Source organism: Vibrio bathopelagicus, from assembly GCF_014879975.1.
GTDB classification, from domain to species: domain Bacteria; phylum Pseudomonadota; class Gammaproteobacteria; order Enterobacterales; family Vibrionaceae; genus Vibrio; species Vibrio bathopelagicus.
In genome coordinates, this window is sequence record NZ_CP062501.1 from 1,666,747 (window position 1) to 1,687,853 (window position 21,107).

The 21,107-nt window shown below is 43.1% G+C and carries 20 protein-coding genes; 10 read left to right on the forward strand and 10 right to left on the reverse strand.

The features are described from left to right. The first annotated feature begins 304 nt into the window (after positions 1-304). From IHV80_RS23655 to IHV80_RS23665, 3 genes are all read left to right on the forward strand, one after another. Entirely contained in the window at positions 305-1,258 is a 954-nt protein-coding gene (locus tag IHV80_RS23655; protein ID WP_108082401.1) for a porin, read from the forward strand. Positions 1,259-1,413: 155 nt separating this feature from the next. Beyond that, positions 1,414-2,304: a DMT family transporter gene (locus IHV80_RS23660; RefSeq protein WP_192891229.1), complete on the forward strand. Its 891-nt coding sequence runs from the start codon at positions 1,414-1,416 to the stop codon at positions 2,302-2,304. A gap of 69 nt (positions 2,305-2,373) precedes the next feature. Further along, on the forward strand, positions 2,374-2,991 hold the full coding sequence (locus IHV80_RS23665) for a glutaredoxin domain-containing protein (RefSeq protein ID WP_192891230.1): 618 nt from the start codon (positions 2,374-2,376) through the stop codon (positions 2,989-2,991). Between the two features lie 158 nt (positions 2,992-3,149). Here the strand turns inward: IHV80_RS23665 and IHV80_RS25380 are convergent, their stop codons facing one another. From IHV80_RS25380 to IHV80_RS23675, 3 genes are all read right to left on the reverse strand, one after another. Then, complete coding sequence (locus IHV80_RS25380) at positions 3,150-3,284, reverse strand: hypothetical protein (RefSeq protein WP_264158467.1); 135 nt, start codon at positions 3,282-3,284, stop codon at positions 3,150-3,152. A 227-nt stretch (positions 3,285-3,511) separates the two neighbouring features. Further along, positions 3,512-3,862 (reverse strand): hypothetical protein, encoded by a 351-nt coding sequence (locus IHV80_RS23670; protein WP_017105643.1) that lies wholly within the window; start codon positions 3,860-3,862, stop codon positions 3,512-3,514. 91 nt (positions 3,863-3,953) lie between these two features. Next, positions 3,954-5,159 carry a multidrug effflux MFS transporter gene (locus tag IHV80_RS23675; protein WP_192891231.1) on the reverse strand — a complete coding sequence of 402 codons (1,206 nt, stop codon included), beginning with the start codon at positions 5,157-5,159 and terminating at the stop codon, positions 3,954-3,956. 108 nt (positions 5,160-5,267) lie between these two features. On the opposite strand from IHV80_RS23675, the gene IHV80_RS23680 reads away from it, so the two are divergent. Both IHV80_RS23680 and IHV80_RS23685 read left to right on the forward strand, forming a co-directional pair. Next, the gene (locus IHV80_RS23680) at positions 5,268-6,164 is read left to right on the forward strand and encodes a LysR family transcriptional regulator (RefSeq protein ID WP_192891232.1); all 897 of its coding nucleotides are present in this window, start codon (positions 5,268-5,270) and stop codon (positions 6,162-6,164) included. A gap of 175 nt (positions 6,165-6,339) precedes the next feature. Beyond that, positions 6,340-8,208, forward strand: a complete 1,869-nt coding sequence (locus IHV80_RS23685) for a putative bifunctional diguanylate cyclase/phosphodiesterase (protein WP_192891233.1) — start codon at positions 6,340-6,342, stop codon at positions 8,206-8,208. A gap of 220 nt (positions 8,209-8,428) precedes the next feature. Here IHV80_RS23685 and IHV80_RS23690 read toward each other — a convergent pair whose 3' ends face one another. The 3 genes from IHV80_RS23690 to IHV80_RS23700 form a co-directional block, all read right to left on the reverse strand. Further along, positions 8,429-9,718 (reverse strand): peptidoglycan DD-metalloendopeptidase family protein, encoded by a 1,290-nt coding sequence (locus tag IHV80_RS23690; RefSeq protein ID WP_192891234.1) that lies wholly within the window; start codon positions 9,716-9,718, stop codon positions 8,429-8,431. Between the two features lie 355 nt (positions 9,719-10,073). Next, complete coding sequence (locus IHV80_RS23695; RefSeq protein ID WP_017105639.1) at positions 10,074-10,373, reverse strand: isoamylase early set domain-containing protein; 300 nt, start codon at positions 10,371-10,373, stop codon at positions 10,074-10,076. A gap of 127 nt (positions 10,374-10,500) precedes the next feature. Next, positions 10,501-11,154, reverse strand: a complete 654-nt coding sequence (locus tag IHV80_RS23700) for a hypothetical protein (RefSeq protein ID WP_192891235.1) — start codon at positions 11,152-11,154, stop codon at positions 10,501-10,503. Between the two features lie 32 nt (positions 11,155-11,186). Between IHV80_RS23700 and IHV80_RS23705 the strand changes: the two genes are divergently transcribed. The 4 genes from IHV80_RS23705 to IHV80_RS23720 all read left to right on the forward strand — a co-directional run bounded on the left by IHV80_RS23705 (position 11,187) and on the right by IHV80_RS23720 (position 16,393). After that, positions 11,187-11,669, forward strand: coding sequence for a GFA family protein (locus tag IHV80_RS23705; RefSeq protein ID WP_192891236.1), 483 nt, complete (start codon positions 11,187-11,189; stop codon positions 11,667-11,669). Between the two features lie 150 nt (positions 11,670-11,819). Further along, entirely contained in the window at positions 11,820-12,494 is a 675-nt protein-coding gene (locus IHV80_RS23710; RefSeq protein WP_192891237.1) for a YoaK family protein, read from the forward strand. Between the two features lie 228 nt (positions 12,495-12,722). Beyond that, positions 12,723-14,093 carry a YjiH family protein gene (locus IHV80_RS23715; RefSeq protein WP_192891238.1) on the forward strand — a complete coding sequence of 457 codons (1,371 nt, stop codon included), beginning with the start codon at positions 12,723-12,725 and terminating at the stop codon, positions 14,091-14,093. Positions 14,094-14,521: 428 nt separating this feature from the next. After that, positions 14,522-16,393 carry a methyl-accepting chemotaxis protein gene (locus tag IHV80_RS23720; protein WP_192891239.1) on the forward strand — a complete coding sequence of 624 codons (1,872 nt, stop codon included), beginning with the start codon at positions 14,522-14,524 and terminating at the stop codon, positions 16,391-16,393. A gap of 139 nt (positions 16,394-16,532) precedes the next feature. Here the strand turns inward: IHV80_RS23720 and IHV80_RS23725 are convergent, their stop codons facing one another. Next, a complete protein-coding gene (locus IHV80_RS23725; protein ID WP_192891240.1) occupies positions 16,533-17,918 on the reverse strand; it encodes an alpha-amylase family glycosyl hydrolase in 1,386 nt (461 codons plus the stop codon). Positions 17,919-18,201: 283 nt separating this feature from the next. Further along, positions 18,202-18,480 carry a peptidylprolyl isomerase PpiC gene (gene ppiC / locus IHV80_RS23730; protein WP_017109031.1) on the reverse strand — a complete coding sequence of 93 codons (279 nt, stop codon included), beginning with the start codon at positions 18,478-18,480 and terminating at the stop codon, positions 18,202-18,204. A gap of 284 nt (positions 18,481-18,764) precedes the next feature. On the opposite strand from ppiC, the gene IHV80_RS23735 reads away from it, so the two are divergent. Beyond that, positions 18,765-19,679, forward strand: a complete 915-nt coding sequence (locus tag IHV80_RS23735) for a chemotaxis protein (RefSeq protein ID WP_192891241.1) — start codon at positions 18,765-18,767, stop codon at positions 19,677-19,679. A gap of 116 nt (positions 19,680-19,795) precedes the next feature. On the opposite strand, the gene IHV80_RS23740 is transcribed toward IHV80_RS23735, so the two are convergent. After that, positions 19,796-20,338 carry an ATP:cob(I)alamin adenosyltransferase gene (locus IHV80_RS23740; protein WP_192891242.1) on the reverse strand — a complete coding sequence of 181 codons (543 nt, stop codon included), beginning with the start codon at positions 20,336-20,338 and terminating at the stop codon, positions 19,796-19,798. 161 nt (positions 20,339-20,499) lie between these two features. After that, positions 20,500-21,030, reverse strand: coding sequence for a heme utilization protein HutZ (gene hutZ, locus IHV80_RS23745; RefSeq protein ID WP_192891243.1), 531 nt, complete (start codon positions 21,028-21,030; stop codon positions 20,500-20,502). Positions 21,031-21,107: the final 77 nt, after the last annotated feature.

Genomic DNA, 21,107 nt, shown 5'->3' on the forward strand with positions numbered 1-21,107 from the left:
GTACAAACAGTTAATCGAGTAGCTACCTCTGCTCTGCCCATAAAATTCACTCATATATCCTCATCACATGTCCCAACATGAAATTTGAGAAGCCACCACTTTAAAACACTTAGCTTGTATAACTATTCACAAATCACTCAGTCACATGAAATAAAAGTGCAATAAAATCAACACTTAAAAAGTTCCCCATTCACGAAAATGTAATTTTATGGAAATGAAAGCTTAATTTACCTGTTCTAAATTAGCTTCATATCGAAACGGAGAGCGCATTGCTCACGGATTTTAAAATACAAGGTAAGTGATTATGAAAAAGGCAGTTCTAGCTTCTGCAGTGGTAGCGGCACTAGTTTCAGGTTCATCTCTAGCAGCAACAGTTTACAGCTCTGACGGTACTGAGCTTAAAATTGGCGGTCGTGCTGAAGCTCGCTTCAACATCTCTGACAACAACGAAAGTGCATCAGACAGTTCTTTCAAAGACAAGTCACGAGCTCGTCTAAATATCTCAGGTAAAACTCAAGTTTCAGATGAGTTATACGGCTTTGGTAAATATGAAGCTGAATTTACTGGAGATACGGCTGAAGGTGTAAATGGAGAGAAAACAGACTCACTTACTAACCGTTATTTCTATGCTGGCCTTGGTACAAACTTCGGTGAGTTCTCTTACGGTAAGCAAGATTCATCACAGGTAATGTTGACTGACATTACGGATACAATGGCTACATTTGGTGCTGATGCCGCTGATGCAGTTGATGGTAACAAAGATAAACGTGAGAATAACTTCCTTTACTCTGGTGAGTTTGACGCGTTGACAGTGCAAGCTAACTACATCGCAGCAAATGAAAAAGACGCTGATAGTTTTGGCCTCGCTGCTATGTACAACCTAGGTGCATTTGACCTTGGTGCGGGTTATGTTTCTCAAAAGAATGGTAACTTCGATGACGATCAAATCAACCTTGTAGCTCAGTTCTCTATGGATGCGTTCACTGTTGGTGGCCTATACACAATGGCTTCAGTTGCAGATGAAGACTACACAGGCTACGAGCTTTCAGCTATCTTCAAGGCAACTAAACAGCTATCACTCATTGGCGTATATAACTACGGTGAGTTCGATAAAGCGGCTGATGAAGAAGCAAACAACTTTGCTATTGAAGCGGTATACAAGTTTAACGGCCACATTCGTACATATGCTGGTTACAAGTTCGAGCAACTAGACAATAAAGATGACCAACTACAAGCTGGTGTACGCTACGACTTCTAATCTAAATTTACTTTAGATAAAGACTAAAAAGGTTGGGCAATGGCTCAACCTTTTTTCATATTCAAATATTCTGACTAACTTCATCAATGCTTTTTCTGGTTTCATTGTGCTAAATCCGTATCATAGGTGGACCACATCAAATAATTAGAAGCATCATGTCACAACACCATCCGATTCAAGGCGCTAGCTGGATGCTAACCGCTGGTTTAGCCTTTGCTGTCATTAACAGCCTTACTCAAATCGCTAGCATTCATTTCGGACTTACTTCTACCACCGTCGCCGTCATTCAATACGCTATCGCGTTGTGCGCTATTCTTCCTTATCTCAAAACGCTAGGCATTCGCAGAGCACTAAAAACCGACAACCTCAAATTGCACGTGTTCCGGGTCTTCTTATCAGTCATTGGTATTCAGCTGTGGATTTGGGCGTTAGCTTACCCAGTGCCTATTTGGCAAGGTATTGCCCTTCTCATGACTTCGCCTTTATTCGCGACTATAGGTTCTGGGCTTTTTCTAAAAGAGAAAGTGGGCGCCGCTCGTTGGGGGGCAACCTTGGCGGGTTTCGTGGGAGCCATGGTTATTTTGGAACCGTGGGCCGAAAATTTTAGCTGGGCAACGCTACTGCCTGTTGGCGCCGCATTCTTTTGGGCGTGCTACTCTCTTATGGTGAAAAAACTGTCCTCGCAAGACAGTCCATCGACCATGGTGGTTTACCTGCTTCTCTTGATTACACCCTTTAACCTTCTTCTCGCAGTACCTGATTGGCAAACTCCGAGCGGTGGCACTATATGGGGAATATTGGTTGTCATTGGCATAATGACGGCGCTTGCACAATGGGCAATCGTGAAAGCATACTCCGTAGCCGATGCCTCTTTTGTTCAACCATTTGACCACGCTAAACTTCCACTCAATGTATTAGCAGGCTGGATCGTATTTAGTTGGGTTCCACCTGGTCGTTTATGGCTAGGAGCCACTATTATTATTGCGTCAGTTGCTTTTATTACCCATTGGGAAACAAAAAGACCGGCGAAATCGAAGAAAGTTTAAAGCTAATGAAATAAATCACACTACTGTCCGTTCTATATTGATAAGAGAATTTTAAACGAGGTCGTAACCATGAAGAAACCAGTCAAGATTACACTATACCGTTGGGCAGGCAGCTGGGGTCCATTTAAAGTCAATATCCCATGTGGAGAATGTACCCTTACTAAAGACATTCTTAAGGACACTTTTGAGAATGAATTAGCCGATGTCGATGTCGAACTGGAAGTGAAAGATTGGTTATCTCATTGGTGGGAACCGCTTAAACTGGGTTCTTGGCATGCGCCGATTCTTGTCGTTGAAGGCAAAGTAGTCAGCCAAGGCGAAGCACTCAATCGCGGGGTGCTAGTTCAATCAGTAATCAAAGAGTGGACGAAACGAGACAGCCTGAAAGGCAACATTGTTTACGGGAAAGCGACATGCCCATTCTGTGTCAAAGCAAAGAAAATGCTTGATGAAGCGGGGGTTGAGTACCAATACCACGATGTCGTGAAAGACAGCGCTGCCCTATATCGAATGATCCCAGAGGTGAAAGCACACATTGGTGAGAAAACACCAGTAACCGTACCTCAGATCTGGCTTGATGGTAAATACATTGGTGGAGCCGACAACTTAGAGGCATGGATGAAAGAGAATGGTTTAGACACCATTCCTAATAATGTTGTCGATTTATCCAACCAATCGGCAAGCTGATCTTGCTCAGACTAAATCATTAGTCCAATGGTTAACTAATCAGTGTTTTTTGTGTCCATCCACAACAAAACAGAGCGATGAAATACATCAATCGCTAAAACGAAAAAGGCCTTAAACTTCAATGAGTTTAAGGCCTTTTAAATTCCGTTTAAAAATGCTTACTTAGCCATTTTCTTCATCATTCGCTTAAAGAACGATGGTTTCTTGCGCTTTGGCTTGCCATACAATGCTTCGTGCATCATGTTTTTTGCAACCATATGACCAAGGTATGCGTGGCCTAGTTCGTAATTCATGCTTATCTCCGCACATAATCAATTTTCTAATGCGCGGATTCTACACTTAAAGCACCCAAAAACAAGACTTAAGTCACACTTTTGTGCAATTAGATTCCGATCTTACATATGATTTTATAAATGGAACGCAATAAAAAAGCAGCTCAATAAGCTGCTTTTAAAAGAACGTCTTAGTTCTAAAAAACCGTTGGTTCTAAAGATACCTTTCAAACGAAGCTCTTATAACACTAGCTACGTTTTGGCTGTCTGTAAGTTTTACCAGCAATCTGGTATGTGTCTTTTTGCTTTAATTCAAACATTGTTTCGAAGAACCAAGCTGCAAATTTGATTAAGTCATCGCCTTCATTCATGACATGTTCGATGTACTCTTGCTCTTCGCCTTGTTCATTCTCTTGAAGCGTCACGTGGTAAATACGCTTTTCGCCGTCAACTTCAGCTAACGCAAATTGACCAGTCAGTGATTCTGCAGCCTCAGCGACTTCAGTATCCTCATTGGATTTCAATAGCTCGAGTGCTTGAGGCAAGCCATCCAATACACAGATCGCTTTTACCAGTACTTCAAATTCATTTTGCTGCATGTTTTACACCTATTAAATGGACGGAAGTATTGTAGGAAACCATCAACATAAATACAACGCTTTAACTAGAGCACACAAGTATAAAACCTAACTAGCTATATTCTATAGCTGCAGAGTCGATTTTTTTGTTAGCTCGAGTTGAAGACCACAATACACAGCCCATACCCGCACCAATAATCAGGTAGAACACGCCAAGCTGTAGGTGAGTCGTCACCCAGCTTTCAACTAAGTATCCGCCTAGCAAGCCCGCCATACACATTTGAATTGAGCCCGACAGCGCAGACACTGCACCCGCTTGTTTCTTATGTGGCTCCAACAGCATGCTGATTGAGAGCGGGAAAGAGATGCCCTGTGCGATTGCCAACCAAGTAAATGCCCAAACTAAGTTAAAGATGGATAACTCATGAGTAAGCAACCAAGTACCAGAAGCCAATACAATCAAAATCGCAAGGCTCATTAACTGCGGCGTACTGAATCGGCGGTTGAGTAAGTTCAACGCTACGCTACCGATCAGTAATCCAGCCGAAGGCACAATCATCAAAGAGCCATATTCAGCGGCTGTCAGGCCTAGTTGTTCTTGCATTAAGAATGGGAACAAAGATAACGACACTAAGCTCGCCATATAACTCATCCAGTTGTAGCTCGCGCTACTGATCACTTGGCGGTTAGTCAACAAGCGCCCGTAGTTTTTCACCACCTGGCTGACTTCAAAACGACTCTTTCCATAAGGTAACGTCTCGGGCAACACAAAGTAGCCGAGAATAAATATCGCCAATAAATACAATAGAACGAACAGGAACACCGCCTGCCAGCCGAGATGAAACGAGATCCAACCACCAAACACTGGCGCAATGATCGGCATGATAGAAGCTGTTATTGAAATGTAAGAGAGTGCCTTAGTGAGCTGAGGACCATCATAACTGTCCCTAAGAACACTTCGCCCGAGCACCGAAGCACTCCCCGCCCCTAAACCTTGCAACAAACGACCAACTTCTAAAGCGGTCATATTGTCGGAAAATGCAAAACAAACGATAGTACCAATCAGATAAACACCCTGACCCAACAAGAAGATAGGTCGTCTTCCCACCGCATCAGACATCGGGCCATAAAATAGCTGCGACAAGCCAAAACCCACAAGAAACAGTGTAACGAGCAATTGCACATCCACTTGGGTAACACTTAAGTCAGAAGCGATTAATGGCAATGATGGGAGGTAAATACTCACACCCACTTGCCCCGTAGCAATGATCATCATTGCTAAGAGTAACGGCGTTTTTTTAAAGGTCGATTGGCTCAAAAAATTCCCTGTTCGTTTGTTATTTGTTCATGATATAAGTCTATATTCAAAACCAGTAATTGATAATTAACCAAATTGGAATTTGATTAAGTCCCAACAGGAAATAATATGGATTGGATTCTTAACGTAAAAAGCTACGTAAGAGTGGTAGAAGAAGGTAGCTTCAATGGTGCTGCTCGCAAACTTAACACCACCAGCTCAGCGATCAGCAAGAGAGTAAACTGGCTAGAAGAGCGCATCGGTACTCAACTATTAAAGCGCACCACTCGATCGATAAGCCAAACCGAAGCCGGTGCGCTCTTTTACCTGCGAGCCAAAGATCAACTCGATAATTGGCAGTCGATTATTGATGAAACACGATCAGTAAACCAAACACCAGCAGGCCTGTTAAAAATAGGTGCGACCATTGCTGTTGGCTCTAAGTTTTTAGTGCAGTACATGGGCGACTTCTTAGAAAAATACCCAGATATTAAAATACAACTCATCACTACAACTTCTGGTCAATTACCTGAACTTGGTTTGGATCTGGTGATCAGCCGCGAGCTAGAACAGCTCAACTCTTTAAGCTTTAAGAAAACGCCTCTGTTTGAACACAAAGCCGGCTTCTATGCTGCACCGAGCTATTTGGCTAAACATGGTTACCCTACCTGCGAGTACGATTTGGAGCAGCACAACTCCTTAATCTGGGGAGAACGTCCAATTCGTGAAGTTACTTTAACTAAAGGGCAACGAATCACCTTGAACGGTAACTTTGCCACCACTAACCCAGAGGCTTTGTTTCATGCAGCGAAGCGAGGAATGGGTGTGCTTTTAACCATCAACGCGATGATCAAAGAGGATCTGAAACAAGGGACATTAGTTCCAGTATTACCAAATATCACAGCTGATGAGGTGATGGTTTACGCCTACTACCCTAAGCTTGATTATTCTCATACACGCACAAAACTATTTTTGGATCACCTGAAAGAGAGGCTAGATAAAGAGCGTAGCACCCAGATTTTGTGAATTTAGTCACAAAAAAATTTGAAAAGATATACAACTCGGCCAATAATAAACTAAACGCATATCAACTGTATGTGCTGCTTGTATGTATACAAGACCACAGACATCCAGCTTATGCGTAAAAAAATCATACGCATACAACTTACACACTGATTCTGGTTAACTACGGATGGTGACTATGACTCAACATACACAAAGCAGCATGATCGACACAGAGCGCATTGGCCGTTTACTTAAATTGGAAGGTATCGATCTTTTAGAGTCGGCCGTGCTTACTTTGCATCAAACCTTTGGGACTCAATACACCAGCATCATTGAGAAAAAGTACTTCCCAGACCAAGTGGTGCCTTTGGTGATTGCGCAATCTGACCACGTACTGCATGACAAAATCAATCCGCGTCATGGTCACATCTACCAACAAGCCGTTAATCAAAGTCACCCTGACTGCTCTTTCGCTCAATACATTATTAAATCTTTGCCAACCTCAGCGTTTAGGCAAGAGAGCACCTCTCAAAACTCGATTGCGATACCCACTCGAACTCAGAGTGGTGAAGTCATGGGGGTACTGTTTTCGACCTTCACATCACCTCTTAGTCCTGACCAACAGCAAGAAGTGATTAAACATCATCAACTTTTCGCAGACATCGTCATCCATACCCTGCGCGAGATGTGGTTCAACGACCGATCAGAGCAGTTAGTCAATCAACTCAGCTACGAGGTGTCGCACGATAGTCTTACAGGGCTGCTTAACCGCAGTTGTTTGTCGGATACCTTAGAGTCAATCACTCAGCAAAGTGTCACGCCTTTTACCGTGGCTCTGTTGGATATAAACAGCTTCAAAGCCATTAACGACATGCACGGCAATTACATCGGCGACAAAGTACTCCAGCATGTCGCTGAAACACTGCGCCGAACATTGCCAGAGAACAACCTAACCTTTCGTACAGCAGGTAACGAGTTTGCTTTCATTACTTATCATAACGACCCAATCGGTGTCTGCGAACAGATAGTAACCAAGATAAAGCAAGGCTACTGCAGCGTTGATCTGAAGATTGATTTCGATGTCAGTATTGGGATTGCTCGCTCAGATGGAAATAATAAAGATGTAGAACAGATCATCTTTAATACCAGTTTGGCTTTAAAAGAATGTAAGCAGCACCCTGACACGCACATCCAATGCTATGACACTCATTTAAGAGCGCGCTATCAAAGAAAAACTGAGCTGATTGCGGCTTTACGCAGTGAGCTTGAAAGCTCAACCTCAAGTAAAACAGCATCCAATGGTAATAAAGTCTATAACCCTATATCTGACAACAATGGAATATATGTGGTAGTCCAACCAATCGTAGGTAAAGACGATACTCGTTGGGAATATTTTGAGGTTCTCACTCGTTGGAAAACAACTCAACACGGCGACATCTCTCCCGTAGAGTTTATACAAGTCGCAGAAGAGTCTGGCCTTATCGTCGAGTTAGGTGAACGTATTATCGAGCTCGTTTGCCAAGCAAAAATCACACTTGAGCAAGGCTTAGGCTATAAAATCAAATTGGGTATCAACTGTTCAGCTCACGAACTTAGTGATTCTAAACGCTACCTTGCCTACCTTACTAAAACGATCAAGCAGTACAACTTCGAGGCGAATGAGTTTGTTATTGAATTAACTGAAACCGTATTGCTTTCGCCGACGCCTGAAATCAAAGGCGCCCTCAACTACCTCCGAGAGCAAGGCTTCACCATTGCGTTGGATGACTTTGGTACTGGCTACTCAAGCCTGAATTACATTCACAGCTACCCTATCGATTGCATTAAAATTGATGCCGTTTTTATCCAGAACCTGTTAACTAACTCCACATCAGAGAGCGTCGTTTGGTTGATCATTCAATTGGCGCAAAGACTGGGGGTATCACTCGTCGCTGAAGGTGTCGAAGAGCGTGAACAGTTAGATAAACTCCACTCGATGGGATGCGACAGTATCCAAGGTTACCTCTATTCTTGTCCACTGCGCCCAGAAACCATCGTCAGCAACATAAATGCGTTAAGTGTATGAAGACGGAACGCTTCAGGCTTCTGAGCTTCTGAGCTTCTGAGCTTCTGAGCTTCTGAGAAAGTGAAACTTAAACTTAAACAACAAAAAAACCGCAAGGGCAGAATTGAACACTTAGGTAGTCAAATCAGCACTCGCGGCTTTTCAATGTTTAGATGTATAGGCTACCAAGCTAGTCGCTTATTCAACGATTAGACTCATCAGCGATATCTACTCGCTATAACTAACTGTTGTTTGATTGCTCATCTAACGCTTTCTTGAGTAACTTGTCGGCTTCATCTCTCGTGGCAACGAATGTCGCTTTTTCCTTTTTCGGCACAGAATCGGCCATCGGAATATTTGCTGTCATCGCGTTAACAGGACGACCACGTTCGATCAGTTCGTAGTGCAAATGCGCACCCGTCACTCGGCCAGTTTTACCCGATAAGCCAATACGTTGGCCACGAGAGACTGTTTGTCCTTTACGCACAAGAATCTTACTTAAATGCAGGTAGCGCGTTTTGTAAGTGCTGCCGTGCTGAATTACCACGTAGTTACCCGCGTAAGGGTGTTTACGGGTCATGATCACTTTACCATCACCTGTCGCTTGAACTGGCGTGCCAATTGGCGTCGCGAAGTCTGTACCGTTATGTGGTGAGATTCGACCTGTCACAGGGTGTAAGCGTTTAGGGTTGAATTGAGAACTCTGACGCCAGCTGCTGCTCACAGGATAACGTTGGAAAGCGCGTTGTAGGCTATCACCGTCAGCATCATAGTATTGACCATCGGTGTGAAGATAAGCAGAAACGACGCGATTGCGGTTGATGATCTTAATCGCTTCAATTTCACGTTTTCCGGTTGCAACACCATCAACGAATTGAGCTTTCTGAAGCACTTCAAACTGATCGCCAGCACGCAGGTCACGGCTAAAGTTCAGTTTGTCTTTAAGAAGAGTCACAATATGATCGATCTCAAGGCTGTTCAGGCCGACTTTATTTGCCGACATAGAGAAGCTGCCTTGAATATCACCCACTAGAGGCTTTTGCTTCCATTCACCAGGAATAGAAATGTCTTCAAATTCGTAGCTGCCATCATCAAGTAGTCGGTAAACTGCTTTATCCGCAATACTAAATTGAATTTCCATCTTGGACAGATTGCCCGTCGCCTCATCACGCCAGAAGCGCAATGTATTACCAGGGCGAAGCGTGTCCAGCGCAAGGAAGTTTAAATCCGTTTCCATCACGCTCATCATCGATTTATAAGAAAATCCAAGTTGAGTGAAGATGCTGCTCAAGTTATCGCCCGTTTTAATTTGATACTCAAACGTCGGCGGCTCAATGATGACAACAGAAGGTGCAAGGATTGACTCAATAACGGTTGAGTCCGGTAAATTCAGATCGATCGTTTTTGTCAGATCTGATTGAGAAGTTTGTAAAGCAACACCGATGACTGCAATAAGCGGCAGTCCTAAAATAGCTGCTTTTTTTACAGGTGAAAGCTCAGAAAACGGAGAGGAGAATATTTTTGAATACACGGTAAACAGGTCTTTCTACGATATAAAAGCATAGGATATGCTTTTCAAACGCATAAATCATCAATGCAATGTCATAATATGATGCGAATCTTACTCCTCGCACCTAAGTCATTGAGTTACCGTCAATGTAAAACGCTTTATCGCAAATAAAATTAACCGCTAAATTTAAAAATAAGAAAGCAGAAACACCGGGTTTCTGCTTTCTATTGATTTAGGTTATTCCGCTTCGCTTAATTAATAAACAAGCTGTATTGATTGTGAGATCCTCACTGGATACGGCTATATAACAGTGTGTCTCGCGAGTCAGCAGTTAAGCAATTAAATAACTAAGTAACTAAGTAACTAAGTAACTACGTTAAGCAGTAACCGTCGATACCAAACAATTATCACCACCAAAATCATTGGGGATATAACGATCAGCATTCGCGTCGTTCACCCACTCTTGGTCATCAACAAGGTAACGAAATTGAAACTCGCCATCTTTAGGCAGACGAGTTTTGAATTTGTAGACCTTCCCTTTCGCTAACTTTTTCATTGGAGTTGCTTTCCAATCAAGAAAATCAGCAACAATAGAAACTGAGTTTGCTTCTTGAGCTTCCAGCTCGAAGGTCACTTCCACTTCATCTTTGGTTTTAAAAAAACGTTTGTTAATCATTCGCAAGCTCCATTTGTAAAAATATAAGCAGACACTGCCTTGAGGAGTGTCTAAATTTCATTCATCTAACTACGATAATATGTAATTTGGCTCACATAAACAACAGATCCTTACACGAACCAAAACGTTATTGCTGACCAATTGATTGCGTATCAAAAGAAAAGCTCATTACCACCTTTTCAGACGGTGCTTCTGCGAATGATTGTTCCGCAGAATGCTGAGTAAAGCCGATAAAACCTTTTCCTGTGAGTTTGCTATTTGAAGTATCTTCAGGAGGCTGAGTTACATCTAAGGTTTGGATTTGTACGCGATCGCCCAGTAACAGTTGATCGACGAGCACAACACGGCTTCGCTGCTGATCGTGTTTAAACAGACCAAGGTAATAGAATACACCGCTGCCTTGGTTAGATATCCACATTGGCGCGACAAAGAAACTCACTTTACCCAATGTCACCGCAGACAGGCTTTTGGTGTCTACTGTCGCCACACCACGCTCAACACCCGAATCATAACGCCCAAACACGATTGCTCTTGCTCCATCGACTTCATTAATAAAAGCGTACGCGTTGGTTTCAGGGACTTTAATTGTCCATGGGTTAGTCGTCTTCAAATCAAAAACGGTTTCAACAACAGGGTCATAACTGACTTGAGAAGAAGGAAACTTCGCCAAGATCTCTTCGTCACTTAAGCTAAAGCGATAAATACCCGCCAGTATCACCACAACCAGCATGACAATAGGAATCAGTAAAATCAGAGGTATAGGTAAGATTTTCTTTTTCATGAGCAATTATATTCTTTTGTTTTCATCCAGTTGTGCAGACCATAAAGGGCTTTAGTATAATTATCAATACAGGGTTAACCAGAAGTGGAGCATGGATGGATATCAATCATATTAAAGATAGAAATATTAGAAGTTGCGAATGCCGCTGTGGATCAGTCAACCTAGTATGCAGAGGCGAACCTCAACGAACCTCTGTATGCCATTGCTATGAATGCCAGAAACGCACCGGAAGTGTGTTTGGTGTTCAGGCTCGATTCCCAATAGAACAAGTTACACTAAACGGAGAAGTCACCTCTTTTTCACGCATCAGCGATACGGGCAATGAAGTCACCTATCAATTTTGCCCTAAGTGTGGCACCACCATGCTTTTGCAGTCCGTTGCCGCCGCCGATTTTTATATCGTCCCACTAGGATTGTTTAAAGAACAAGACTTCCCATTACCAAGCTTTTCGGTCTATGAAGAACGTAAGCACGGCTGGGTCAAGTTTGACCACCAGATGAGCCATTACAACTAGCTTATTACTGACCTTTTTCTTTATATAGAAACAACATTAGAACAAACTGCAATACTGTTGCCTAAGATCAAATATGAAAGCCCCACAACGCTAGCGTATCTTTTCGCTAGCGTTATAATCTTGCTCCTGATTTAGCCCGGAATAAACCAAATGATTTCTAAGTTGCCTCGCTGGGTTGAATACGGCGCCTTACTGCTCGCAGGCCTTGCTGGCAGCGTTAATGCTATTGGGCTTCTCGGATTCCAACATCAAGCTATTTCTCATATATCCGGCACCATGTCTTTATTGGGAAGCAGTTTACTGACTCCTTCTAATGCCTCAATACACCTTTTTTTAGTTATCACGAGCTTTATGCTCGGTGCCGCTTTCAGTGGTTTCTTTATTGAAAACCAAGCGCTGAAGTTAGGGCGTCGTTATGGTGTGGCCTTATGTATTGAAGGTGGACTACTGTTTTTAGCGCTTGGGACATTGTTGCAAGGGTACACGTCAGGCCAATATTTCGCTTCAGCCGCATGTGGCCTGCAGAATGCGATGATAACCACCTATAGCGGCGCGATTATTCGTACCACACACATGAGCGGGATCATCACTGATCTTGGCATCATGATTGGCGCACGCTTGAAAGGCACACCGTTCGATCGACGTAAAGCCAAATTACTGATGTTCATTGTCGGGGGCTTTCTATTTGGAGGGCTAACGGGTGCGTGCTTGTTCCAACGCTTCGAAATTTTAGCGCTGGCTTTTCCTGCCTCTTTTGCTTTCATTATCGCATTTAGCTACTGGCTCTACCTGACCTATCGAACTGAAGCTCCAGACAATTTATAAATATCTGGCAAAATATCCTCAAACTACGTAACATTCGCAACACTTTATTCTAAACTTTTAAAGAGTTACAGAATAACCAGTGTGAATACTTAGCGATATTTGATGAATAGTATTGCAAGCGATATTAATACTGGGTAATCTTGCATCCAATAAGAAAATACGGATGTTTAATGAATAAAAATGCCAAGGATATGGCTTTTTTACGTGTAGAAATTCGAGAACAATAACATGTCTAACAACACGAACACTGCTCCAACAGAGAAATCTAAAGGCAGTTTCTGGGTTTTCTTAATCCCATCATTGATTGGTTTATTCCTTTTCATGGCACCAATTAGCTATCAAGGCGATCTAACGATCCCTGTTGCTATCTTAGCCAAGTCAATTCAAGCGATTTTCGGTGAATACCTAATCCCTATCATCACTGCGATCGTCGCTTTCATGTCTGTAGCTTCCGTTTTAAGCACCATTTTTAAGCCTACATTCATTACATCGAACTCATTTTTGAACGGTCTTTTCAACCCATCTCCACTATGGTTGTTGGTTCGTCTTATCGGCGGTGCTGCAGCATTCATGGCTTTCTTCCAAGTAGGCCCTGAGTTTATCTGGGAAGAAAACACTGGTGGATTAGTGCTAGAAGGCCTACTTCCAACACTGTTCTCAGTATTTATCTTTGCAGGTTTACTACTGCCACTGCTGCTTAACTTTGGTCTGCTAGAACTATTCGGCACCTTACTGAGTAAAGTAATGCGTCCTATCTTCAACCTACCAGGACGTAGTGCTATCGACTGTATGGCTTCTTGGTTGGGTGACGGCAGCGTTGGTATCCTTCTTACAAGCAAACAGTACGAAAAAAAATTCTATACTCAACGTGAAGCTGCGGTTGTTGGTACGACTTTCTCTGCAGTATCTATCACGTTCAGTCTTGTGGTTATTGCTCAAGTAGAACTAGAGCACCTATTTCTACCTTTCTACGCAGCAATCTGTCTAGCGGGTATTGTGGCTGCAGTAATCATCCCTCGCCTTCCGCCACTAAGCATGAAGAAAGACACCTTCATTGATGGCAGCAAGCCTCACAAAGACGCTGACGCGATCCCTGCGGGTCACTCAACATTCTCTTGGGGTCTTGAGCTAGCAGTAAGCAAAGCGTCACAAGTTAAGTCTGCTAAGTCAGTATTTGCTGAAGGCATCCGTAACGCCGTGGATATGGTATTTGGCGTACTGCCTGTTGTTATGGGCCTTGGTACGATGGCACTAGTTATTGCGGAATACACATCTGTATTCTCATTCCTAGGTCAGCCTTTCATTCCATTCCTAGAGCTACTTGGTGTTCCTGAAGCGGTTGCAGCATCTGAAACGATTGTTGTTGGTTTTGCGGATATGTTTATCCCAGCAATCCTTGCTGCTTCTATCGACAACGAGATGACTCGCTTTGTTATTGCAGCAATGTCGGTAACTCAGCTGATCTACATGTCTGAAGTAGGCGCTCTGCTTCTAGGCAGTAAGATTCCAGTAAATATTCTAGAACTGTTTATTATCTTTATTCTGCGTACATTAATTACATTGCCGGTTATCGCTGGTGTCGCGCATCTGATATTCTAAATTAGATACTACTGAAATAAAGAACCCATTTATAAAGCCTCACTTTTGTGAGGCTTTTTATTTCCACTGAACATATTCACCTTCCCGTTCAAAACTCGATCAATATATAAAATCAGCAGTTCATTTAATTTCATATCCATTTATGCTATCCATCGCTTTTTAATAGAAAACCACACACATAAACGTCTAATTAATAAATTATCAATACCCGCAGGCTCTAGGCTCGCGTGTATCTTCAACTCATTGAACCAAATACTAAAAGTAACAAATATGTAATTTAGTGAATTTTGTATTGTTTAGATTGTTGTATTTTTGTAGTCTATTTTGTGAAATTACATTCAAGTAAAATTCAATCTCGTCGATATATATAATTAGAAAAACACGATTAACTTTAGACTTCGCAAAGCCTGTGAGAAGGGGAACACTCAATGAAATTTAGCCATAAGGTGGTTGCTGCATCATCAGCCTTGCTGCTAGTGACAGTATCATTGCTTTCAATACAACAACTGTACACCGTAAGAAGTGCTGTAGAAAACCACGTCAATTCGAGCCTGAAAGAGATGGTCTCTGGCGTGAAAAATACCGTCGAATCTGAGATGAACGCCAAGAAAGCGTTGGCTCAATCGACAACTGAAGTCATCGAGATCAACCCTGAAGATCGCGCTTACGTTAAAGAAATATTAGAAAAGCCAAAGCTTAAAAATAGCTTCCTAGCGGTTGGTTTTGGTTATGAAGCAAACGGCTTCGTTATTGAAAATGATGACGGCTGGGATGCAGGTCCAGATTACGATCCGCGAATTCGCCCTTGGTACATTGATGCTAAATCCAAAAACAGTTTAGTTGTTACCGCTCCTTATGTGGATGCATCAAGTAAGAAAGTCATCATCTCAGTGGGAACACCAGTTAAAGACAATGGACGCTTTACTGCAGGTATGTTCTACGACCTAGAACTGACTAACCTTGCTACCTTGGTCAACCAAGTGAACTTGTTTGATGCGGGTTACTTATTCCTAGTGACAGCCGACGGCACAACGATTGCTCACCCAAATGCTAAAAACAACGGTGAAACACTTTCAAGCTACATGCCACAAGCGACTATTCGTGAAGGCTCTCAAGAAATTGAAGTCGACGGAAAAATGTTCCTAGTTAACTTCACGCACATTCCAAGTGAAGATTGGTACATCGGCGCTATCCTAGATGAAGAGATCGCTTACCAAACGGTCGAAGACTTGAAACACAGCTCAATGATCTACTCGTTGATTGCGGTTATTCTCAGCATCATTGCTCTAACAGTTCTTATCCGCGTATTGATGCGCCCACTGGATGCGCTTAACCAAGCAATTCAAGATGTAGCGAGCGGCCAAGGAGACCTAACTAAGCGTCTAGATACCAACACAGACAAAGAGTTCTCTGACCTAGCGAAAGGCTTCAACACCTTTACCGAAAACCTGCAAAATCAGATCATTCAATCGAAAGCGATTGGTGTTGAGATTAAGCGTGGTACAGAAATCACGGTGAAAGGCGCAGGCGAATCAGCAAATGCGATGAACACGCAGCTGCAAGAGCTAGAACAGCTAGCAACTGCAATGAACGAAATGGCAGTGACTGCAACAGAAGTAGCAAACAACGCTCAGGGCGCAGCAGCAGCAGCTCGTGAAGCGGACGAAGCAACGCTAGACGGTACTTCTGTCGTAAGTGACACGACTCAAGCCATTGATAACCTCTCAGCTCGTATCGATCAAGCCGTTGCAGAAGTACAAGTACTTGAATCAGCAACTGCGAACATTGAAACGATTCTTAAGGTAATCAATGACATTGCAGACCAAACTAACCTATTGGCATTGAACGCAGCGATTGAAGCCGCGCGTGCTGGTGAATCTGGTCGTGGTTTCGCAGTCGTAGCCGACGAAGTTCGTACTCTGGCGCAGCGTACTCAAGAATCGACAACTGAAATCCGCAACATGATCGAGCAACTTCAAGCTGGCGCAAGCTCAGTATCGAACGCGATGAACCAAAGTAAAGACACAGCTACTGACGCCGTTGAACGTGCGCAGCAAGCGAACTCTTCACTTGACCGCATCCGCGACGCGATTCAGCGTATCTCTGATATGAATATTCAGATTGCTTCGGCAGCAGAAGAACAGAGCTTGGTAGCGGAAGAGATCAACAACAACACAGTTAAGATCAAAGACCTTTCAACACAAGTATCAAACGCGGCTCAAGAAGCAAACACGGCAATGCAGGTACAAACTGACAATGTTCGTGCACAGGATGAACTATTGAACAAGTTCACGGTTTAATCGTGTGTCAGTTTAACTAACGCTTCGCTTAACAACCAATAAACAGCCTCAAATAAAAAGCCCCGCTTACTGATTGATCGTAAGCGGGGCTTTCTTTTCAGTCTTGTCTTTCTAACCGATTAGACGTAACAGACTCGATCTAGTTGGTTGTCAACATCATGCACTGGTTAGGTTCAACCTTAATGGTTAAGTCCTTGCCAACACAGTCGAACATATCACCAGACAACAAATCGGTCACTGCGCCAGTCCAATTTAATGAGGCTGTTTTGCTTCGCTTAGATTTATTAATCACCACAATACCTTTGTCGCCACGGACAAATACCAACAAGTCATCATTCGCTTCAACCACACGCATTGCTTCGCCATGGACATGATTATGAAATTGAATCATATTTTTCATGTAAGGCGCTTGCCAGTCGTTAAGCCATCGAGGCTGGCCGTTCTGATCCAGAATACCGCTGGTACTCAACTCACTGTAAACAAGCGGTACACCGCCATCTCGACCAAGAATGAAAGCATGAGCCAATCGCTCGTCCACTTCATCCATCACATGTTCCAAAAATACCTCATTGTTTGGAATATCATGAGTCACAGCAAACGTGATGGCTCGCATGTTCGATAACGCCTGACCAAAACAGTAAGGATTGATCAGAGACTTAAAGCTGCCCTGCTCTTCAAAGGCTTTAAAAATAGTATTGAACAGCGGAAAATCATAAGCGCCTAAGCGAGTGTGTTTTAGGTATGGCTCAAGGAACAACTCATACTCTTCTTCCGTCGCTCCACCATCGGTAATGATCTCACCAAAGATGTGCATTTCTTCGCAGATGTCGTCAGTCCACACCTTACGCAGATGTGACAATGTCATGTGTTTCGCTGCATCGATGCGGAAACCTTTAACACCAATGGCTTTCAAGGCTTTTAGGTAAGCTCTCTGTTGTGCGACCACATTGTCGTTGTCTAACAGCGTTGGCAAGCCAGGATCGCTGGCTCCACCGGTAATACGCCCGTTTTGCACTTCCCAAGTGTCTTTCCAGTTTTTGATACCAAACGCTTCTACAAAGTCGTTTTCATCAAATAAAGGTTTAGAAAGATCACCAAATAAGCGTATGGATTGGTAATACTCAGAATCGTGTTGATAAGACGCCATGTCTTGTTGATTGGGATACGTTAAATCGCCACGGATACCCGATTCATTGGCCATGTGGTTGAACACGACGTCTACATAAGTACGAAGCCCATGCTGCTTTAACGTGTTCACCATCGCAGTGAAATCTTGCGTGTCACCAAGTTGATTGTCGATCACACGATAATCTTGGGGCTGATAACGTTGCCACCATTGGGTGCCAGAATCTCGGTCGCAACCTTTAGGGCCGTGTAGCGATTTCATCGCTGGTGAAACTAAAACCGATTTATAACCCAACTCTTGGATCAGTGGGGCGTTCTTCATTACGTCAGCGTAGCACCAGTCAAAAGCATGCAATATGACATCTGTCGCTGGGTTGCTTAACATAGCTGAACTCTCCATGTTGTTCTCCTACCAAACTCGTTTACAGCTTTCTAGATAAAGACAAAGACTAAAAGGCAAAGCTGCATAAATTTCCTTAAGAATGGTATTTATTATATGAGTTACTCATTAAAACCCCTCCTCCTCCTACCAATTAGTCACGGCGGATAGTTGAGGGCGTAGCGCCAATTATCGCATAACGTCTGGGATGAACACTCAGCCATTGTGCTTTTAAACGCACCAAAAAGTCACAAAAAAGGAGCGTATATACGCTCCTTTTATTCAATCTAACACATATTAATAACTAAGTTCTGTAAAGAACCTTCACCACGTGCCAGCCAAATTTCGTTTTAACAAGATGTGGTACTAGCGTCTCGCCAGAGAAACAAACCTTATCAAACTGAGGCACCATTTGACCTTTTTTGAACTCGCCTAGGTCACCGCCCTTTTTGCCAGATGGACAGGTTGAGTGTTTCTTCGCTAGCGTTTGAAATTTAGCGCCCTTTTTAAGTTGCGTGATGATATCTTCTGCTAGTTCTTTATGCTTCACCAAAATATGAAGCGCTGCTGCTGTTCTTGCCATGATAATTCTCAGTTTGTTGCTGCCAGTTTAGTTACGAAGTTTGCTTAGAACATCGCTAATGCCCTGACTGTTGTATATCTGTTTACCGCTAACGACTTATCGACATAAATTCGTCGACAGCCTGCGTTTAGCGTGATTTTAACCCAAGAACAGCTATTCTTCACTCTATAACCGAAAACAACTGCCCTAAAGGCCGTTAAAAACCGCATCGTGACTTGCTGCGGCTTCCATTTCCCTTTAAATTAATCCTTATAAATTAAGCGCGTATTAAGTAGGAGCCACTTATGGCCAAACCGATCAGTAAAGCGAGTCAGTCACAGGGAATGCTGATGTTCAAGTTATCCCTCACTCAAAGTTTTGCGATTGGCACGCTTAAGGTCAGAGAAATCGTACCTTTTCAGCCGATGACTCAGATCCCATACTCCCATCATCACGTGATTGGTACAGTGACCATCCGTGACCTTACGGTTCCAGTCATTGATATGTCTGCTGCGATTGGCTTTCGTCCAATCACACCAGTGGAATACCAAGATTGTGTGCTCATCGTGACCGATTGTTTAAGAACAGTGGTGGCATTCTTGGTTCGTTCGATTGATAAGATCATTGAATGTGATTGGAAGAGCATTGAATCGCCACCCGCGAGCGTGGGTCGCAATGTATTTGTGACTGGTATTACTCGTTTTGAAGATCGAATCGTGCAAATGCTCGACGTGGAGTTATTGCTTTCTAAGATCTACCCGGCTTATGAGAACGCGCATATTCCAATGCTGACTGATGTCGAAAGGGAACGCCTCAAAGCGCTAAACATCTTATTAGTTGATGATTCTTTGATTGCGCGTAAACAGCTATCTGATGCCTTAGACAGCATCAACATCCCTTACAGTATTTGTAATAACGGCTTAGATGCGATTGACCTGATGCGACGCCAAGCTAGCGTAGGCAATGCGATTGATCTTCTAGTGAGTGATATTGAGATGCCGGGTCTTGATGGTTATGAGCTAGCCTTTGAAGTACAGAACGACAGCGCACTGAGTCATGCTTACTGTATTTTGCATACTTCACTATCGAGTGAAATATGTGTCGACCGCGCCAATCAGGTAGGAGCACATGAAGCACTTGAGAAATTCAATGCGGGTGAGCTAATCGAAGCGATGCTACGCGGTGCAAAAGTCTTAAACGAAGCCTCTACGGCTGCATAATCTCTATTTTAGAAGCTAAACCCAGCGTCATGCTCACGGTTTAGCTTCTTATCTTCTTATCTTCTTATCTTCTTATCTTCTTAAGCATTAGAGGTGAATCAGTGTAGAGCTCTGCCTTAAGATTTCTTTGGCATCGAATAGCTCTTACTCACAAACTCCACTTCCTCTACCTCGTTGACATCATTGGTAAAAGACGCCAATGCATAGAGTGTATTTGCCACTAAATTAGCGTATTTAAAAAGAATCGGATCGGGCGACTTCTTGCTTTCATGGTGTTCAATACTGACCAGTGCTCGCACGACTTTTTTAGCCTGACAGCGACATAAGTGAAGCTCACTAGACACTCTGTTCCCACCGGGTAAAACAAAACCTTTGAAACCACCTTCTAGCTGATCGCGAATGTGATGATAATCTTGCTTGAGCTCGATCAATTCAGATTCGGTAATGGCGAGCTTTCCGCGCACAGAACCATTCAGGTGATAGATATTCGGCTGCAAACGTTGCAGGATCTCACGAACCTGAGGCTCTAGGTCTAAAGACAACACCAACCCAACTCGGCAACAAAGCTCATCCGACAAAATCTCAAAATCACAGATAGGACTGTCTTCATAAATAAACGGGTAACAGAACTCGTCCCAATCTCGACTTACTGGTTTCACGTTGCGATCCTTACACATAAATATTAATCAGACGCCAATATAGCAAACTCTTTGATTTAGTCTGCTTTTTCTCACATCAATGTCCTGTGTGTTTACAACGGTTTTTAGACGTAAAAAAACCCTCACATTGGAGGGCTTCTTAAGCAATAGGTTAAACGAAATTACTCGTTAGACACTTTTTTGTGGCCTTCTTGTAGGTGAACGAAATCCACCAGATCGTCGCCTGATACTTGGTATGCCTGACCAAAACCTTTAACAAACAGGCCGTTCTCTGCTTTAAGGTTGAATAGAGAGAAGTCTTGAAGTTGGCTCAAACCATCAATGATTTCACCAAAGCGCTCTTGCATCTGGCCGATCACTTGGGTCCAAAGCTCAGTTTCACGCTCAACAACACTTGCTTGAGCATCAAACGTTAAACGCTTACGTGCGTAAAGCTGCTTCGAGTTCTCTTCGTCTTCAATCATCATCAAAGACACCTGAGGGTTAGCTTTCAAGTTACGAGCATGACGAGCAATATCAGAAATTAGAACAAAGTAACCTTCTTGGTTCTGAACGAAAGGTGCGTAACTTACGTTCGGGCGACCTTCTTCATCAACCGTTGCAAGTTGAAGGGTACGGCGCTCTTGGCGAAACTCTTTAATTTCTGGACCTAGGCGACCTTGTAGACGTTCTTGTTTTACTTGCTGTTCCATGGGTAATTCCTTTCTTCACTTTCTCTGATTTATTATTTTTGCCCGAGGTTGAGTGATCATTAGCAAACTAAACGATC

Excerpts from the sequence above, each read along its gene's own strand:
- IHV80_RS23655 (WP_108082401.1), top strand. The coding sequence starts at position 305 with ATGAAAAAGGCAGTTCTAGCTTCTGCAGTGGTAGCGGCACTAGTTTCA.
- IHV80_RS23660 (WP_192891229.1), top strand. The coding sequence starts at position 1,414 with ATGTCACAACACCATCCGATTCAAGGCGCTAGCTGGATGCTAACCGCT.
- IHV80_RS23665 (WP_192891230.1), top strand. The coding sequence starts at position 2,374 with ATGAAGAAACCAGTCAAGATTACACTATACCGTTGGGCAGGCAGCTGG.
- IHV80_RS25380 (WP_264158467.1), bottom strand. The coding sequence starts at position 3,284 with ATGAATTACGAACTAGGCCACGCATACCTTGGTCATATGGTTGCAAAA.
- IHV80_RS23670 (WP_017105643.1), bottom strand. The coding sequence starts at position 3,862 with ATGCAGCAAAATGAATTTGAAGTACTGGTAAAAGCGATCTGTGTATTG.
- IHV80_RS23680 (WP_192891232.1), top strand. The coding sequence starts at position 5,268 with ATGGATTGGATTCTTAACGTAAAAAGCTACGTAAGAGTGGTAGAAGAA.
- IHV80_RS23685 (WP_192891233.1), top strand. The coding sequence starts at position 6,340 with ATGACTCAACATACACAAAGCAGCATGATCGACACAGAGCGCATTGGC.
- IHV80_RS23695 (WP_017105639.1), bottom strand. The coding sequence starts at position 10,373 with ATGATTAACAAACGTTTTTTTAAAACCAAAGATGAAGTGGAAGTGACC.
- IHV80_RS23700 (WP_192891235.1), bottom strand. The coding sequence starts at position 11,154 with ATGAAAAAGAAAATCTTACCTATACCTCTGATTTTACTGATTCCTATT.
- IHV80_RS23710 (WP_192891237.1), top strand. The coding sequence starts at position 11,820 with ATGATTTCTAAGTTGCCTCGCTGGGTTGAATACGGCGCCTTACTGCTC.
- IHV80_RS23715 (WP_192891238.1), top strand. The coding sequence starts at position 12,723 with ATGTCTAACAACACGAACACTGCTCCAACAGAGAAATCTAAAGGCAGT.
- IHV80_RS23720 (WP_192891239.1), top strand. The coding sequence starts at position 14,522 with ATGAAATTTAGCCATAAGGTGGTTGCTGCATCATCAGCCTTGCTGCTA.
- IHV80_RS23725 (WP_192891240.1), bottom strand. The coding sequence starts at position 17,918 with ATGGAGAGTTCAGCTATGTTAAGCAACCCAGCGACAGATGTCATATTG.
- ppiC (WP_017109031.1), bottom strand. The coding sequence starts at position 18,480 with ATGGCAAGAACAGCAGCAGCGCTTCATATTTTGGTGAAGCATAAAGAA.
- IHV80_RS23735 (WP_192891241.1), top strand. The coding sequence starts at position 18,765 with ATGGCCAAACCGATCAGTAAAGCGAGTCAGTCACAGGGAATGCTGATG.
- hutZ (WP_192891243.1), bottom strand. The coding sequence starts at position 21,030 with ATGGAACAGCAAGTAAAACAAGAACGTCTACAAGGTCGCCTAGGTCCA.